Here is a 15,415-nt window from a genome sequence, read left to right on the forward strand (position 1 = left end):
GGGAACCCGCTTAATTATAGTCAATGATTATGATAAAAATTCGCATTCACATTAATGCATTCTCTTACACACTCTGAACGGCCGCGCCGCTATACTCGGAGCACCACTTTCTTCGCGTTCGACCCACCATCACTTACCTCTGGGACACCGCCATGCCTCGCTACGCCATGATCGCACTGTTGCTTTTCGCATGTGATGCGCAGGCCATGCGCTGTGGTAGTGATCTGGTCACCGAAGGGGATCTGACCGTGGACGTTGCCCGCAAGTGCGGGCCACCGGCGTCGAAACGGGTTTCCCCGGCGGCCGATGCCCCCGGCGCGGTCAACGTCGAACGCTGGGTGTACGGGCCGGAGCACGGCGCGCGTTACTACCTGCGCTTCATCAACGACACCCTGGTCGAGATCGACGTTGACGCCGGGCCCTAGCGCGCGCGAAATGCCCAAGCGCGAAAACGCCCTGCGATGCAGGGCGCTCGAACCAGACCGCACTCAGGGTAAGTGCTACGACTCCAGGCTGCTTTCGGCGTCGGCCACCAGCGCGAATTCCTCATCGGCGCTCTTGGCCACCAGATGATGTCGGCTGTAAAGGACGTAATACGCGGTCCCCAGCACGAACAGGCCCAGGGTGTAGAAAAACGCCCGAGGATCGAAGGCGTACACGCCGGAAAGCGCGACCAGTGACAGCACCAGCGCCACCGAAGATGTCACGACGCCACCGGGCGTTCGATACGGCCGGGCAAGCTCGGGGCGCTTCACGCGAAGCAGGATGTGGCTCAGCGCCATCAGCGCGTACGAGACCGTCGCCCCGACCACCGCCATCGCAAGAATCAGGTCGCCCTCACCGCTGAGCGAGGCCAGAAACCCGAGCACACCGGGCACCACCAGCGCCCAGGTCGGCGCCTTGCGGCGGCTGGTCAGCGACAGTATTTTCGGCAGATACCCTGCCCGGGAAAGCGCAAACACCAGCCGGCTGTAGCCGTAGATGATCGAGAAAAACGACGCGATCAGCCCGGCAAGGCCCAGCACGTTAACGACGGTTGCAAGGGTCGAATGCCCGGCAACGTTCAGAGCCTCGACCAGCGGTACGCCACTGGCCCCGATGACCTCCGCCCCGGCGGCGCCAGCCAGAAGCACCACCACCAGTACCGCCGTCACCAGCAGAAAGAGCATGGCGGCGATGATGCCCCGCGGCACATCGCGGGCCGGGTTCTTGGCCTCCTCCGCCGCCAGCGGCACGCCTTCGACCGCCAGAAAGAGCCACATCCCGAACGGCAGCGCCGCCCATACGCCGTACCAGCCAAACGGCAGAAATGCGCTGGCGCCCGCGGCATCGGTCGGGGCAATGTCAAACAGACGGCTCGCATCGAACGCACCAAAGAGCGCAAGCGCGGTTGCCAGAATCGCGAACACCGCCAGGGCGCTGATCACCATCATCACCTTCAGCGCCTCACCGACACCGGCCAGATGAATGCCGATGAACACCGCGTAAAAAAGCGCATAGACCAGCGGCCCGTTGACGCCGAGAAGTTCTTCCACGGCCGCGCCGATGAAGATGACGATGGCCGCAGGCGCAAGGGCGTACTCGATCAACACAGAGAGACCGGTCAGATAGCCGCCGGTCGGCCCCATGGCCTGGCGGGCAAAGCTGTAGCCCCCGCCGGCGGCTGGGATCGCGGCGGACATCTCCGCAAGCGAGAGCACCAGTGCGAAATACATCAGCCCCATCAGGGCCGCCGCGATCGCGAACCCGCCCCAGCCGGCCTCGGCGATGCCGAAATTCCAGCCGGCGAAATCACCGGAAATGACGTAGGAGACCCCAAGCCCCGCCAGCAAAAGCCAGCCGGCGCTGCCCTTTTTAAGCTGGCGTTTGGCGAGGTAGTCGGAATCAAGCGTTGAATCGTTCATGCAGGCACCTATCGATTGTTGTTGTAGGCAGGTGTTGGGCGGCAGGCGTGATGTGCTTGCCCGCCGCAAGGTGGTTCGTCGTTCAAGGCCTTGCGTTGCTTACAGGGCCGGGCCTAAAAGGCCGGGCTTACAAGACCGTCCGCTTACGAGGCTCATTGTTACGAGGTCAGGAAGTTGCGGGCGCCGCCCTGCTCGATGACGTCGTCTTCGGAGCGGTCCTTGAGCTTGACCCCTGAAAGCTCTTTTTCCCGCGCCTCCTTGAGCAGCGCCATCAGCCGTCGGCTGGCGTCCTCGAACGAGAGCCCGGCCGGGCGGACGTTTGAGATGCAGTTGCGCCGAGCGTCGGTAAGGCCAACCTCCGGCGCCCAGGTAAAGTACAGCCCGAGGCTATCGGGCGAGCTGAGCCCCGGGCGCTCACCGATCAGCACCAGCACCGCGCGGGCGTTGAGGCATTCGCCGATTTCATCCCCGATCGCCACCCGCCCCTGCTCGACCACCGACAGCGGCGCCAGTGACCAGGGCGTCTCTCCCTCGGCAAGTTTCGGGAGCAGCGTCTTCAGAAACGCCACCGCGTTTTGTTGGATCGCGAACGAGGAAAGCCCATCGACCACCGCGATGGCCAGATCCACCGAGGGTCGAGCGCTGCCGCCGGACTGCGTCAGCCGCTCCCGCGCATCGTCATCAAGCCTGCGCCCCCAGTCCGGGCGCTGAAGATAGGTCAGCCGGTCCGTTGCCTGGCTATGAAGCCGCGCGATGGGCGCATCGAGCGCCAGCTCACCGAGGTCGTCGCAGAGCGTCTCGATATCCAGCGGCAAATGAACGGCGTCCTGGGCGCGGGCGTGGGCCAGCTGAAACTCGAGCAGATGCTCGGTTGGCAGACTGATGCCGGCCCGGCCGAGGCCAATGCGGGCATCGGTGAACTGGCGAAGCCGTTGCCAGGGGTTGTCGGTCACGATGTTCGACGAATGGTCGTCGGCCGGCGGGTGATTCTCGGTCGAGGCTTGACTGTCCGTTGAGGGCTGACTGTTGGTTGAAGACTGACTGTCAGTTGAGGAGTGACTGTCGAATGAGGATCGATTGTCGGGCGAGGAGTGATCGGCCATCACGCACCTCCTTCAGGCAGTTGGGCAAGCGTTCTGGAAAACGCCTTGGGCAGCGCGCTGCTTGGCCGGTAGTGGCGAACATCCTCAAAGATCGCCATCGCCTCGAGCCACTGCGCGAACTCCGGCGCCGGCGCCAGATCGAGTGCGCGGCGCAGATACAGCGCGTCGTGGAACGAGGTGGTCTGATAATTGAGCATGATGTCATCCGAGCCCGGGATACCCATGATGAAGTTGCATCCGGCCGTTCCAAGCAGCGTCAGCAGGTTATCCATGTCGTTCTGGTCGGCGTCGGCGTGGTTGGTGTAGCAGATGTCACAGCCCATCGGCACGCCAAGCAGCTTGCCGCAGAAATGATCCTCGAGGCCGGCGCGAATGATCTCCTTGCCGTTGAACAGGTACTCCGGGCCGATGAACCCAACCACGGTATTGACCAGAAGCGGCTTGAAATGACGTGCGACCGCGTAGGCACGTGCTTCACAGGTCTGCTGATCGAGCCCGTGATTGGCGTTGGCCGACAGCGAACTGCCCTGGCCGGTTTCAAAGTACATGACGTTGTCGCCCACCGTGCCGCGCTTCAGGCTCAGCGCCGCATCTCGGGCCTCGGCAAGCGTTGCCAGATCGAAGCCGAAGCTTTCATTGGTGGCCTGGGTGCCACCGATCGACTGAAACACCAGATCCACCGGGGCGCCCTGTTCGATCGCCTCAAGTGTGTTGGTCACATGAGTGAGTACGCAGGACTGGGTCGGAATCTGATATTTCTGGATCACCTCGTCCATCAGGGTCATCAGCCGGACGCTCTGGGCGACGTTGTCGGTGGCCGGATTGATGCCGATCACCGCATCGCCATTGCCGTACATCAGCCCGTCGAGAATGCTGGCGGCAATGCCGGTGGCGTCATCCGTTGGGTGATTGGGTTGAAGCCGCGTCGAAAGCCGCCCCTCAAGGCCAATGGTGTCACGAAAGGCGGTCACCACCCGGCACTTCTTCGCCACCAGAATCAGATCCTGATTGCGCATGATCTTGCTCACCGCCGCGGCCATTTCCGGGGTAATGCCGGCGCGCACCTGGGCGAGCCGTTCAGGCGTTGCCAGATCACTCAAGAGCCAGTTTCGAAAATCGCCGACCGTCAGATGCCGGATCGGCGCGAAGGCGTGGGCGTCGTGACTGTCGATAATCAGCCGCGTGATCTCATCGCGTTCATAGGGAATCAGGGGGTCGTCGAGAAAGGTGGTCAGCGAAAGCTCTGACAGCGCCATCTGCGCCACTACCCGTTCCTCAACTGTCTCGGCAGCAACACCTGCCAGGCGGTCGCCGGAGCGGGCCGGCGTTGCCTTGGCCATGAGCTCGGCAAGGCACTCGAAGCGATAGCGTCGGTCGCCAAGGGTGTAATGATAGGGTCCGGCCATGATCGTCTCCTCGTAAACGGCGTGGGCGGCCAGCCATCGGCCATGACGCCACATGCCTTGATCAGAGGATAGTCAGGTAAAGCGATTCGGCGTTATCGTGTTTCGGCAAGAGCGACACGCGCAACACCAATAACAACACAGCCCGCTCAAGGCCTGGCTTTTGCCGGCGGGCAGGAGCGCACACTCATGACATCAGTACGGCCGCACGCGCGCCCTGCACCACGCAAGTGCGTGAGTGAGGCGTGGGACGCCAACGAACACGCCCGCAACCTGACCGACTGGTCACAGCAATACGATCAGTTGAGCCCGGGCACCTTTCACGGGCGCCTTGATGAAATTCACCTGCCCAGAATGCAGGTGTTCCGGGAATACACCAGCCACGCGCTGGATCAAAAATGCACGGTCTGGCCAGACTCACTCTGGCTCGGCATTCCGATGGGCAAACGGGGCTGTCGCATCAATGGTCAGCCAAGCGGTGAGCACGAGATTCTCTGCCGCCCCGGTGGCTGCGACTTCGAACTGCTCACGCCGGACGACTTCGGCATCTATGGGCTGGTAGTCAGCCGGTCGGCGCTGACCGGACTGGCAGACGAGAACACCGAGGGTGTAGCCCACGCAGGCACCGAGCGGCTGTGGCTTGCGCCACCGCATCGCCAGGCCGTCACCTTCGTGATCGAGCGGCTGCTCGCCATGCCCGCAGACCGGCTCGAAATCAAGGTACACCAGGATATTCTGACGCTTGCGCTCGAGCCCATTTTGCGGGACGCACGCCCAAGTGCCGAACGCCCACCCAGCCATGCGCGCCGGCGTAAGGCGGTCGAGCGCGTGCGCGCGCACCTGAATCAGAACGCCGCGCTGCCGGTCACCCTGGATGAGCTTTGCGCCATTGCCCACGTAAGCCCCCGCACCCTGCGCTACAGCTTCGAAAGCGTGCTCGGCATCAGCCCGATCCAGTTCTTGAGGCTTGCGCGCCTCAACCGGGTACGGCGTTATCTGTCTACACCGGAGGCCGTCTCGGTGAGCGAGGGCGCCAACGCCTGGGGCTTTTACCACCTGAGCCAGTTCGCCCGCGACTACAAGGCGCTGTTCGGCGAGACCCCGTCGGCAACGCGCGAGCGTCCCCGGCGCCACTAGAATACTTCGCCCCTGATGCCAGGTAGCGCCGGTCCAGGGCCCTCGCGGGGGTACATGGTCTAACGTGACTGTCGCAATACCGGCTTCAGTGTAATGCCCTGCTCACTGTCGGCGGCGGCCTGCTCGATGTCAGCGAAGTCATAGAACGTCACCAGCTTGTCGAACGGGAACCGCCCCTGCATGTAAAGCTCAACCAGCTGCGGAATGAAGCGCCGGGCCACGCTGTCCCCCTCAACGATACCGCGAATGCTCTTGCCGCCGAGCAGCAGGTCGTTGACGTCGAACGCGGCTTCTGTGCCCAGTGCCGGCGCACCGACAACGCCGAGTACGCCAAGGCCGCCGAGTGCATCGATGCCCTGACGCAGCACTTCAGGTCGCCCGGTCGATTCCAGCGCAAAGTTCACACCGCCCCCAGCGATCTCACGCACGCGCTCGACCACGGATCCCCTGCCGGCATGAATCACATGGGTTGCCCCCAGCTCCAGGGCGAGCTCGAGCCGTGAGTCGATCATGTCGACGGCGATGATGGTTGTCGCACCGGCAATCCGGGCGGCCATGACGGCCGACAGCCCGACCGCGCCGGCGCCAAAGGCGCAGAAACGGCTTCCGGGCGTGACGCGAAGGGTGTTGATCACCGCGCCGGCACCGGTCTGAATGCCGCAGCCAAGCGGCCCGAGTAGCTCGAGTGGTGCCTCTCGGCTCACGCGTACGGCGTTGTTTTCACGGCTCAACGCGTAGGTGGCAAAAGAGGACTGACCGAAGAAATGATCGTGCACGGGCTGGCCGTCGGCATCGCGGATCGCCTGCTCGCCGTCTGGGCCTTCGCCGCTGAAATTGCGGGCAAAGAACGCCTCGCAGTAGGAGGCGTGGCCCGCATCGCAGGCGTGGCAATCCCCGCAGTAGGCGTAACTCAGCACCACATGATCGCCTACATTAAGCGATGTTACTGCCGGGCCAACGGCCTCGACCACGCCGGCGCCTTCATGGCCCAGTACTGCCGGCAGCGGCACCGGATAGAGCTGATCACGCACGATCAGGTCGGTGTGGCACATCCCGGTGGCCACGATTTTAATCAACACCTCGTCTTCGCGCGGTGCCCTGAGCGTCAGGTCCTCGAGCTGGAATGCACCGCCCTTTTCCCGCGTTACCGCTGCCTTGATGGTCATCTGTTGGCTTGTTGTCATACATCACCTCGGTGTCATGTCAGATGCGCACGGCCCCTGCCGCGCGCCAACCGCGTACCACGAACACACTGGACAGGCCGATTACAACGGATAGATCGGTGCCTCGCTTTTAAGCGTCAGCCACTGCCACTGGGTAAACTCGTCGAGACTGGCCGGCCCGCCGATCGCGGTGCCGTTGCCGGAGGCGCCGACGCCGCCGAAAGGGTTGATTACCTCATCATTGACGGTCTGGTCGTTGATGTGCAAAAGCCCGGTATGGAGCCGCTCGCCCAGTCGCAGTGCGCGGCCGACGTCGCGTGAAATCACCCCGGCCGACAGGCCGTACTCGGTGTCGTTGGCCAGCGCCACGGCGTCATCATCGCTGTCGAAGGGAATGACGACCGCCACGGGTGCAAAGGTTTCCTCGTAAAAAAGCGGATTATCCGGCTTAACACCACAGACCACGGCCGGCTGGAAGAAGAGCCCTCGCGTCTCGCCGCCGATCCGAACACTCGCGCCGGCGTCACGGGCGCGGGCCAGTAGATCAACGGCGTGGTCGCGCTGTTGCTCATCGATCAACGGCCCGAGCGCCACGCCTTCGCTCGCCGGGTCACCCACATTTAACCCTTTTGCCCGCTCGGTCAGCTGCTCGACAAAGGTGTCGTAAATGGCGCGGTGCACCAGAATGCGGCCACAGGACATGCAGATCTGCCCCTGATGCAGATAGGTACCCCAGCTGGCATTGCTGACGGCCTGTTCGATGTCGGCATCATCGAGCACGATCAGCGCGTTCTTGCCGCCAAGCTCCAGCGAGACCTTCTTGAGCTGAGCGCCGGCGCGCTCGCCAATCTTGCGTCCCGCGGCGGTGGAGCCGGTGAACTGAATCATCGTGATATTGGGCTCTTCAACCAGTGCCGAGCCCACCTCGCGCCCGCCCGGCAGCACTGACAGCACGCCAGCTGGCAGCCCGGCACACTCAAAAAGCCGCGCAATGGAAAAGCCCCCGCAGACCGTAGTGCGTGGGTCGGGTTTGAGCACCACGCCGTTACCCAGCGCCAGCGCCGGTGCCACCGCGCGCATGGCCAGATAAAGCGGAAAGTTGAACGGGGCGATCACTCCAACCACGCCCAGCGGGCGCCGCCGGGCCAGACTCAGGCGCCCAGGCGTTGACGGCAGTACCTCACCGGCCGCTGCAGAGGGCAGCTCGGAGGCCTTGTACAGCGCCTTGATGGTGAGCATGACTTCAAATGCGGCTTTGGCCTGCGTCGAGCCGCTCTCACTGACCAACCACTGCTCCAGCGACTGACGGTGTTGTTCGGCCAGTCTGGCCGCCTGGCGCAGCACCTCGGCCCGGTCATCGTAGGCGTGTTCGAACCACTCGGCCGCGGCGTCGCGGCTGGCGCGAGCCGCGCTCGCCACCTGTTCGGCGTCCGCAGTGGCTGCCTGACCGAGTGTTTCGCCGCTGGCAGGGGCACGGACGGTGATCGTCTCACCGGCGCCCTCGACCCAGCGGCCGGTAAATAAACGCTCTTTCCAGAGAGCGGGGGCCAAAAACTGCTCGTCAGTCATGATCGTGCTCCAGAGTGGGCGACGCGGTGTGGCCGGTGGCCAGCAGGGTTCGAATATCGTTGATAGTGTGCTGCGGGTCGGCCGACCACAGCCAGTCAAAGCGGGTTTCAAGCTCGCGGGCGAGTTCGGCGTCATCGCAGTCACGCCACAGGCCACGCCGCTCATAGAGTTCGCCGGCCTCGAACGAAGTGCGTTGTACCTCGCTGGAATGCGGGCGGCGCGCACGGTCGAATTCGGCCAGTACCGCGTTGACTCGGGTGCGATCGCAGGCGGAATCCCCCAGCAGCTCGCTCAGCACCCAGGCGTCTTCCAGTGCCTGACCGGCACCTGCCCCCTGGTGCGGCAGCATGGCGTGGGCGGCATCACCGATCAAAAGCACGCGCTCGCGGTGATAGTGCGGCAGCGGCGCGATGTCATGCAGCGCCCAGCGCGTGGGCTGCTCGATGCAGCCCAGAATGGCCTGCGTACCTTCGCCCCAGTCGGCAAAAGCGGCCAGCATGCGCTCCCGGGAGACGGTTTCGACCCAGTCGCCGGTAACCGCGGCGCGGGGGCGGGACCGGGTGCTGTCGGTTTCAAACGCCACCACGTTGACCACCTCACCGTCCTTGACCGGAAACGTCAGGATGTGACGGTCTTCACCCAGTAGCATCTGGGGCACTCTGGCCAACCGTACATCGGCCTGCCGACGCTCAAGCTCGGATTCAAGCGTTGTGCGCGACACCAGCCCTCGGTAGGCGTACGTACCGCTGAAACGCGGTCCGGTGTCGCCGTGATGCTCGGCAGGCAGCACATGATCACGCAGCACGGATTTGATTCCGTCGCAGCCGATGGCCACGTCGCATTCAGCGTGCGTACCATCGGTAAATGAAAGGTGAACGCCATCCTCGTTCTGGGCCACATCGCAGCAGCGCTTGCCAAAATGGGCAATGCCGTCCGGCAGGCAGGTGACCAGGCTGTCGAGAAAATCGGCGCGATGCACCGAGGACTGGCCGCAGCCTGGAGCCAGCGTGGCGGTGATGTAGTTATCATCGATACCGTGACGCCACTCGAACCAGACGTCCTCGAACGGGGCCGGCGAGCCGTCGGCTACGCGCCGGTAGGCCTCACCCAATTCGAGACGCTCGATGGCGCGTACGGCGTTGGGGCCGAACGAGACGCCCGCACCAATTTCGGAAAACGCCTGTGCCGATTCAAAAAGCGTCACGTCGAGGTCCACGTGGCGCGAAAGTCCAATGGCCAGCGCCACCCCACCGATACCGCCCCCCACGATGCCCACCCGAAGGCGATTGGATGTTGCTCTTGTCATGATGAGTCTCCCTTTGAAACAGTACGAAATCGGCAGTTTTTCCTAGGGCCGAGTGGCCAGAATGATGGCCTCGGTCAGGGCATCGGGGGTGCTTTGACACACCATGTGCCCGCCCGGCATGGAGACCATGCGGTACAGACCGAGCCGCTGACTCATGCGCGGATGCCAGCCGAAATCACCGGGGGTAAGCGCTACATCATCCCAGGCGTAAAGCCAGCTGCGTGGAATCTCGAGCTGCTCGAACGTCGGTAGAGAAACCTTGTCTAGGTGACTGCGTACGGGGGTGGGCGATACATGTGAGTAGGCGGCCTGCGCCGTCTCGAGGTCGACGTCGTTGGCAAAGACATCGCGAAAGACCGAAAACGGCAGCACCAGGCCGTTCGGATCATCCTTGATCGTATCCCATAATGCCTGATGGCCCGGCGGCAGCACGTCATACAACGATTCGCCATCGCGCAGCACAAAGGCGTTGTGAAACACCATTCGCTCGAGCCGATCACCGCGCAGCTCGGCCAGCTTCTGCAGCAGCGTGCCACCCCAGCTGTGCGCCAGTGCCACGAATCGCTTCGGGCAGTGGGTGTCGACGTAGTCGATCAGCGAGGCCACGCAGTCGTCATGGCTGACACTGCGATCACCGTCCGGGCCATGGCCGGCGACGGTCGGCACAAACACCTCGTAGCCCCGGTCGCGCAGCCGGTCGGCCACCGGGCGCCAGATCTCGGCGTCACAAAAGGAGCCGTGAATCAGCAACAGTGCGTTGGTCGTGGTCATGAGTCTGTCTCCTCATATGAAAATCAGTCATATATGCCTTACAGGGGTACGCCGATGCCCAGTGACAGCATGTCGACCCCGATGCTCATATCGACGCCCTGCGAGGCGCCATCACCATGCAGGTGTTCTTTGGGCATGTGCACGAAGGCCCCATTGAGTTCGATGCCGTTATCGAAGGTGTAACTGGTACCGAGGGTGTAGTGGTCACGCCCCTGCAGCGGCGCTAGCGCCGAAAGCGTGGATTCGCTGCCGGACATCAACTCGCTGGCAAACGACGCACCGCCGCGAATCGTCCAGCGCGGTGTCACGTCATAACTTGCCCCGAAGCGCACCACCCGCTGATCCTTCCAGCCAAAGCCCGATCCATTGCGATCGCCCAGTGCGCCGCCTTCGGTGAAGGCGTTCCCCCAGGTGTGCTCTTCCGACCAGCCAAGCCACATGACGTCCAGTGCAAGCGTCAAACGATCGGTCGGGGTATAGGCCAGTCCAATGCCCGCCTGCTGCGGCATGTTGATGCGCCCCTCCGGCAGCAGGCGGCGGTAATCGTCAAACCGGCTAAAGCGCATCGGCGTGCGGTAGGTCGCGCCCACCTGCCATTCGGGAGAAAGCCTGCCGATGTAGCCGAAGGCCGCGCCGTAGCCGGTGGCCCAGTCGCCTTCCGTGTCCTCGAGGCCGAGGTTTTCGACCCCGCTGACTCTAAGACGCTGCGCGCCGAGCAACAGTGACGCGCCAAGGTGATGCCCCGGCGCAACCCGATAGGTCAGAGTGGGGTGCACGATGGTCTGGATAAGCTTCGACTTGAGGTCGGTGGTCCCATACCCGAGGACCGCCTCGCCATAATCGAGTTCGACGCCGTTGCTGATCATTGACACCCCTGCGGTCCAGTCCTCCGACAGACGGCGGTTGAAGCCGAACTCCGGTACCAGCGGCAGCGGCGAGTCGTGGTAGCCATTGCCGGCGACATCCAGATCCAGATCGGCCGAGATCACGGCCAGATCAACATCAAAACGATCGCCGACCAGCGCCATGCCGGCCGGGTTGTTGGCTGCTGCCAGCGAATCCTGCGGCAGCGCGATCGATGCCCCGCCCATGCCCAGTGCACGAGTGCCATATCCCGGCATGTTGAAGCCGTTGTTGGCCTGGGCGGCGGGCGTGGCGAGCGCCCACGTGGCGGCCAGCGTGAGTGCGGTGGTGGCGAAGCGGCCCGTGATCGGTCGGACTGAGGTGAGAGAAGGTCCCTGGATCGATGACATGATTCGTGGCTCCTGACAGTGTTATTGGCGTTGTTGGCCTGGCATCAGTTGGGTGGTCGCTTGATCCGTGATCTAGCCGCTGTCGCCGCCGGCCACCGGAACGACCGAGCCGGTGATATAGCCGGCCTCGTCGGAGGCCAGAAACAGAATGGGGGCAGCCTGCTCATCGAGGGTGGCGTAGCGCTTTAAAAAGCTCGACGACAGGGTCTGATCAATGTGGGCCTGAAACCAGTCGCGCTCCTGCTGGTTTCCGGGCTCGGGCGTGCCGCGCGAGATTCGCCGTGGTGGGGCAGATGTGCCGCCGGGGGCGGTAGCGACCACGCGGATGCCGTACTCGGCCACCTCGAACGCCAGTGAGGTCGTCAGCGCATTGATGCCGCCCTTGGCCGCCGAATAGGGGATGCGATGAATCCCCCGGGTGGCCGCAGACGAGGCGTTGACGATCACGCCGTGCTCGCGGGCGATCATGGCCGGCAATACCGCGCGACAGCACCAGAGCGTCGGCATCAGCGAGCGCTGGATTTCAGCCCCGATCTCGGCCTCGCTGAACTCGGTAAAGGGCTTGAAGTTGATCGCGCCGCCGACGTTGTTGATCAGCACATCGACCCGACCGTAATGATCAATAATCTGCTTGACCGCCTGTTCGGCGCCGGCCCACTGCTCGAGATCGGCCTGAACGGCGATGGCTTCATGGCCCTGTTCAATGAGGGTGTCGACCAGTTCGCCAATCTCATCGGCGCGATCCACCAGCGCCAGCCGTGCACCTTCCTCTGCAGCGCGTTCGGCCACGCGCCGCCCGATGCCCTGAGCCGCGCCGGTGATCACCATCACGCGATCCTTGAAGCGTGCCGGATGCGACATTGTGGTAGTCATGCCGCCTCCTCGACCCGTTTGGGCGTGAACTTTTCGTAGTAGAAGCCGGCCGGCTGCTGGCCAAGACTTTCAAAGTGCGTCAGCACTGCATCGACCATGGGCGGTGGCCCGCAGAGATAGACATCGACATCGCCGTCGTTGAGCATCTCGGCGGCCAGGTGATGGGTAACGTAGCCCTTGCGCGGATGATCGCTGGTCTCATCCACCACGACCGTTGTATAGGCAAAGTCCGGCAGTGCTTCGGTGAAGGCGTCGAGCGCCTCGCACTTGACCAGATGATCGTCTTGGTTGACGCCGTAGATCAGATGCACCGGCTGCTCACAGCCCTGCGCCTGTAACTGGGCGAGCATCGCAAGCATCGGCGCCAGCCCGGTGCCGCCGGCCAGCATCAGAATCGGCCGGCTGACCGGGCGCAGATAGAAGCTGCCCAGCGGCCCCCTGAGCGTTATGCGATCGCCGGGCGCCGCCCGCTCGCGCAGATAGCCGCTCATGCGCCCGTCAGGAACGTTGCGAATCAGGAAGGTCGCGCGGGTCTCGCCCGGCGCCGAACTGAACGAGTAGGCGCGATATTCATTTTCACCGGGAATATCGATGTTGACGTACTGACCGGGCAGAAAGCCCAGTTCTGCGCCCTCATCCAGATCGATGCTCAGCTCGAGACTGTCGTCCGACAGCGTCTCAACGCCGGCCAGCGTGCCGGCGTACTCGCCGATGCCGGTCTTGCAGCGCGTCGAGTCAGCGGCGATGCGGACGACGCAGTCCGAGGCGGGCACCATTTGACAGGTCAGCACCTGGCCGCGGGCGGCTTCTTCATCGGAGAGCGCCTCCTCCAGGTACTCGTCACCGAGATCGAACTCGCCCCGCTCGCACTGGCCCTTGCAGGTACCACAGACGCCGTCGGAGCAGTCCATGGGTAGATTGATGCGCTGGCGATAGGCGGCGTCGAGCACCGTTTCGTTGTCACGGCACTGAATGAAGCGGGTGACGCCGTCCTCGAAGTTGAGTGCAATGCGGTATTCCATGACGTTTCCTCTCCCGGCGCCATCAGATGTGATAGATATCAATTACCTGGTGGATGTAGTCGTTGTTGAGCACCACCTTCTTTTCGCGGATCAGAGGCGTCTCGCCGCTGATATCGAGTCTGTAGAACGAGGTGCCAAAAAAGCTGTGGGTCTCGTGGTAGCGGTGGCTCAGGTTGTGCCAGTTAAAGCGCAGATGAAGTTGCCCAGCCTTTTCCGAGAGGATCTCGATATTCGAGAGCTGATGGGTCACCCGCGGCTCGGGAATGCTGGTGGCGCCAGAGCGCTCGGTCTTGATCCGGTAGACACGATCCTCCAGCCCCTGGCGGCTGGGGTAGTAGATCAGCGAAATTTCGCGGTGCGGATCCTCGGTGAGCCGGTCTTCGTCATCCCAGGCCGGCATCCAGAACACCGCGTCCTCGTGGTAGCAGGTCAGCCATTCGTCCCACTGGCGGTCGTCCAGCAGCCTGGCTTCACGAAACAGAAACGCCTGTACATCAAGATAATCGAGACTCATGCCGCGTCCTCCTCGTCGCCGGTGCTGGTGACGATCAGCTGCGAGCGCTCACGCTCAACGGCGCGCAGCATCTGCTCGACCCAGTGCTTGTGGTGCAGAACATAGAGCCCCTCATCCTCGGGAGAGGCCCCGCTCAGGAGCGGTTTCATGTCGACGGCGCGGGCGTTGTCATCCGGCCCCTCGATCCACTGCCTGGCGCCGCGGCTCAGGTCGTTCCATTCGAGATTTTCCGCGGCGTAGCCGTTCTGGCAGGCGCGAAACTCTTCCAGATCGTCCGGCGTGCCCATGCCGCTGACGTTGAAGAAATCCTCGTACTGGCGGATGCGCAGCGCCCTGCTTTCATCGGATTCGCCCTTCGGCGCGAAACACACGATGGTGACCTCGCTCTTGTCCACCGCCAGCGGCCGAATGGTGCGCAACTGGGTAGAGAACTGATCCATCAGGTAAACGTTGGGATAGAGACACAGATTGCGGGTCTGATTGACGATGGCATCGCCGCGCGCCTCGCCGAACTCGGCGTTGATCTCGTCGCGACGCTGATAGACCGGCCGGACTTCGGGGTTGATCAGCCGGGTCCACAGCATCATGTGGCCGTTTTCGTAGGAGTAGAACCCGCCCATGCTCTTCGACCAGCCGTTGGCATCGACTGCCCGGGTACCGCCCTTGTCGTAGTCGCGCCGCTCCATGGTGGATGCGTAGTTCCAGTGCACGGAGCTGACGTGATAGCCGTCGGCGCCGTTCTCTGCTCCCAGCTTCCAGTTGCCGTCGAAGGTGTAGGTCGAGGTGCCGCGCAGAACCTCAAGGCCTTCAGGGGCCTGATCAACGATGTTGTCGATGATTTTGGTCGTCTCGCCCAGATGCTCGGTCAGGGGCACGACGTCGTCGCTAAGGCTTCCGAACAGGAAACCGCGGTAGTTCTCAAAGCGCGGCAGATGCTTGAGGTCGTGCGAGCCGTCCTGCTTGAAACCTTCGGGGTAGGCGCCTGTCTTTTCGTTCTTGGCCTTGAGAAGACGACCGTCGTTTTTGAACGACCAGCCGTGAAAGGGACAGGTCAGCGTGGTCTTGTTGCCTCGACGTTTGCGGCACAGGGTGGCACCGCGGTGGCTGCAGGTATTGAGCATGCCATGCAGCTCGCCGTCCTTGTCGCGGGTGATGATGACCGGCTGGCGTCCCATGAACAGGGTGAAATAATCACCCGCTTCGGGGATCTGGCTTTCGTGGGCCATGAATAGCCAGTTACCCTCGAAGATGTGCTTCAGCTCCAGCTCGAAAAAGGCTGGATCGGTGAACATGCTGCGGTGGCAGCGAAAGATGCCTTGTTCGGGATCATCCTGAACAACGTTGCGAACACGGGTTTCGAGTTGATCAAGCTGTGTTGTCATGATCGCGCTCCTCAA

Annotated in this window: 14 protein-coding genes; 2 read left to right on the plus strand and 12 right to left on the minus strand. The window is 63.1% G+C overall.

The features are described from left to right. Positions 1 to 152: 152 nt before the first annotated feature. A complete protein-coding gene (locus tag NAT49_RS07810) occupies positions 153 to 425 on the plus strand; it encodes a DUF2845 domain-containing protein (RefSeq protein WP_251592918.1) in 273 nt (90 codons plus the stop codon). A gap of 75 nt (positions 426 to 500) precedes the next feature. Here the strand turns inward: NAT49_RS07810 and eat are convergent, their stop codons facing one another. The 3 genes from eat to NAT49_RS07825 form a co-directional block, all read right to left on the minus strand. Continuing rightward, positions 501 to 1,904 (minus strand): ethanolamine permease, encoded by a 1,404-nt coding sequence (eat, locus tag NAT49_RS07815; protein WP_251592920.1) that lies wholly within the window; start codon positions 1,902 to 1,904, stop codon positions 501 to 503. A 158-nt stretch (positions 1,905 to 2,062) separates the two neighbouring features. Then, entirely contained in the window at positions 2,063 to 3,007 is a 945-nt protein-coding gene (gene eutC / locus NAT49_RS07820) for an ethanolamine ammonia-lyase subunit EutC (RefSeq protein ID WP_251592921.1), read from the minus strand. Further along, positions 3,007 to 4,413: an ethanolamine ammonia-lyase subunit EutB gene (locus NAT49_RS07825; RefSeq protein WP_251592923.1), complete on the minus strand. Its 1,407-nt coding sequence runs from the start codon at positions 4,411 to 4,413 to the stop codon at positions 3,007 to 3,009. The genes eutC and NAT49_RS07825 overlap by 1 nt, the downstream gene beginning before the upstream one ends. Before the next feature lie 186 nt (positions 4,414 to 4,599). On the opposite strand from NAT49_RS07825, the gene NAT49_RS07830 reads away from it, so the two are divergent. Continuing rightward, on the plus strand, positions 4,600 to 5,547 hold the full coding sequence (locus tag NAT49_RS07830; RefSeq protein ID WP_251592924.1) for a helix-turn-helix domain-containing protein: 948 nt from the start codon (positions 4,600 to 4,602) through the stop codon (positions 5,545 to 5,547). A 59-nt stretch (positions 5,548 to 5,606) separates the two neighbouring features. Here the strand turns inward: NAT49_RS07830 and NAT49_RS07835 are convergent, their stop codons facing one another. From NAT49_RS07835 to NAT49_RS07875, 9 genes are all read right to left on the minus strand, one after another. Continuing rightward, the gene (locus tag NAT49_RS07835; RefSeq protein ID WP_251592925.1) at positions 5,607 to 6,731 is read right to left on the minus strand and encodes an NAD(P)-dependent alcohol dehydrogenase; all 1,125 of its coding nucleotides are present in this window, start codon (positions 6,729 to 6,731) and stop codon (positions 5,607 to 5,609) included. A gap of 81 nt (positions 6,732 to 6,812) precedes the next feature. Beyond that, positions 6,813 to 8,279: a benzaldehyde dehydrogenase gene (locus tag NAT49_RS07840; RefSeq protein WP_251592926.1), complete on the minus strand. Its 1,467-nt coding sequence runs from the start codon at positions 8,277 to 8,279 to the stop codon at positions 6,813 to 6,815. Continuing rightward, positions 8,272 to 9,585: a salicylate 1-monooxygenase gene (gene salA, locus NAT49_RS07845; protein WP_251592928.1), complete on the minus strand. Its 1,314-nt coding sequence runs from the start codon at positions 9,583 to 9,585 to the stop codon at positions 8,272 to 8,274. Before salA ends, NAT49_RS07840 begins: the two co-directional genes overlap by 8 nt. Positions 9,586 to 9,627: 42 nt before the next feature. Further along, positions 9,628 to 10,356: an alpha/beta fold hydrolase gene (locus NAT49_RS07850; protein WP_251592930.1), complete on the minus strand. Its 729-nt coding sequence runs from the start codon at positions 10,354 to 10,356 to the stop codon at positions 9,628 to 9,630. Between the two features lie 38 nt (positions 10,357 to 10,394). Beyond that, positions 10,395 to 11,609 (minus strand): OmpP1/FadL family transporter, encoded by a 1,215-nt coding sequence (locus NAT49_RS07855; RefSeq protein WP_251592932.1) that lies wholly within the window; start codon positions 11,607 to 11,609, stop codon positions 10,395 to 10,397. Between the two features lie 72 nt (positions 11,610 to 11,681). Continuing rightward, positions 11,682 to 12,482, minus strand: a complete 801-nt coding sequence (gene benD / locus NAT49_RS07860; protein WP_285836062.1) for a benzoate diol dehydrogenase BenD — start codon at positions 12,480 to 12,482, stop codon at positions 11,682 to 11,684. Continuing rightward, positions 12,479 to 13,504, minus strand: coding sequence for a benzoate 1,2-dioxygenase electron transfer component BenC (gene benC / locus NAT49_RS07865; protein WP_251592940.1), 1,026 nt, complete (start codon positions 13,502 to 13,504; stop codon positions 12,479 to 12,481). The genes benD and benC overlap by 4 nt, the downstream gene beginning before the upstream one ends. Before the next feature lie 22 nt (positions 13,505 to 13,526). Beyond that, a complete protein-coding gene (benB, locus tag NAT49_RS07870; protein WP_251592942.1) occupies positions 13,527 to 14,018 on the minus strand; it encodes a benzoate 1,2-dioxygenase small subunit in 492 nt (163 codons plus the stop codon). Beyond that, complete coding sequence (locus NAT49_RS07875; protein ID WP_251592948.1) at positions 14,015 to 15,400, minus strand: Rieske 2Fe-2S domain-containing protein; 1,386 nt, start codon at positions 15,398 to 15,400, stop codon at positions 14,015 to 14,017. Before NAT49_RS07875 ends, benB begins: the two co-directional genes overlap by 4 nt. Positions 15,401 to 15,415 lie beyond the last annotated feature (15 nt).

The sequence above is a fragment of the Larsenimonas suaedae genome, from assembly GCF_023712105.1.
GTDB lineage: Bacteria > Pseudomonadota > Gammaproteobacteria > Pseudomonadales > Halomonadaceae > Larsenimonas > Larsenimonas suaedae.